The organism is Kitasatospora sp. NPDC093558 (assembly GCF_040683475.1).
Taxonomy (GTDB): domain Bacteria; phylum Actinomycetota; class Actinomycetes; order Streptomycetales; family Streptomycetaceae; genus Kitasatospora.
This window is the reverse complement of sequence record NZ_JBFBDY010001301.1, coordinates 1-1,178: the sequence shown is the minus strand read 5'-3', so window position 1 is coordinate 1,178 and position 1,178 is coordinate 1. Positions and strand designations below refer to the sequence as shown.

The window sequence follows — 1,178 nt, the reverse complement described above, 5'->3', positions numbered from 1 at the left end:
GGTCGCCGTGACCCTGCCCAAGGGGCCCGACCAGATCGCCGCCGTGCTCGGCGTGCTCGCCGCGGGAGCGGCCTACCTGCCGGTCGGCGTGGACCAGCCGGCGGCACGGCGGGAGCGCATCCACGGCCTGGCAGGCGTCCGCCTCGTCGTCACCGACCAGGCCGCGAAGGCGGCCTCGACCTGGTCCGGTGCCGTCGTGCCGGTCGCGATCGACGACCTTCCGCCCGCCGGGCCGATGGCCCGACCGGTCGAGTCCGACCCGGACGAGCTCGCGTACGTCATCTTCACCTCCGGCTCCACCGGCGACCCCAAGGGCGTGGAGATCACGCATCGCGCGGCGGCCAACACCGTCACCGACCTCAACGAGCGCTACGCGATCGGCGAGCACGACCGCGTGCTCGCGGTGTCCGCACTGGACTTCGACCTCTCCGTCTACGACATCTTCGGCCCGCTCTCGGCCGGGGGCGCGGCCGTCCTGATCGAGGAGGAAGCCCGGCGCGACGCCCGGCGTTGGCTCGAGCTGGCCCGGCGCCACGAGGTGACGCTCTGGAACACCGTCCCGGCCCTGCTGGACATGCTGCTCGTGGTGGCAGAAGGCGGGGATGGCCTTCTGCCCTTGCGGCTGGTACTGGTCTCCGGGGACTGGGTGGGCCTGGACCTGCCCGGACGCCTCGCGGCCCGGCGACCCGGCTGCCGGTTCGTCGCGCTCGGCGGTGCGACCGAGGCGGCGATCTGGTCGAATGCCTTCGAGGTCGCCGAGGTCGAGCCCACCTGGCGCTCGATCCCGTACGGGTATCCGCTGCGCAACCAGCGCTACCGGGTCGTCGACCCGCATGGCCGTGACTGCCCGAACTGGGTGGCGGGGGAGCTGTGGATCGGCGGCGCGGGAGTCGCCCGCGGCTACCGCGGAGCAGCTGAGCAGACCGAGCGCCAGTTCGTATCGCTGGGCAGCGAACGCTGGTACCGGACCGGCGATCTCGGACGGTACTGGCCGGACGGCATGCTGGAGTTCCTGGGCCGGGCCGACCGGCAGGTCAAGATCCGTGGCCACCGCATCGAGCTCGGTGAGATCGAAGCGGCCCTGCAGGACCACGCGGGCGTCGGCCGGGCTGTCGTCACGGTGGCGGGCGAGGGGGCGGCGCGACGCCTGGTCGCCGCCGCCGTACCGGCTGTGACCG

At 73.4% G+C, this 1,178-nt stretch carries 1 protein-coding gene; it reads left to right on the top strand.

Annotated elements, in window-relative coordinates:
* Nucleotides 1-1,178: amino acid adenylation domain-containing protein (locus tag AB0O00_RS40530; protein WP_363659665.1), on the top strand; the 1,178-nt coding region annotated here is incomplete at both ends.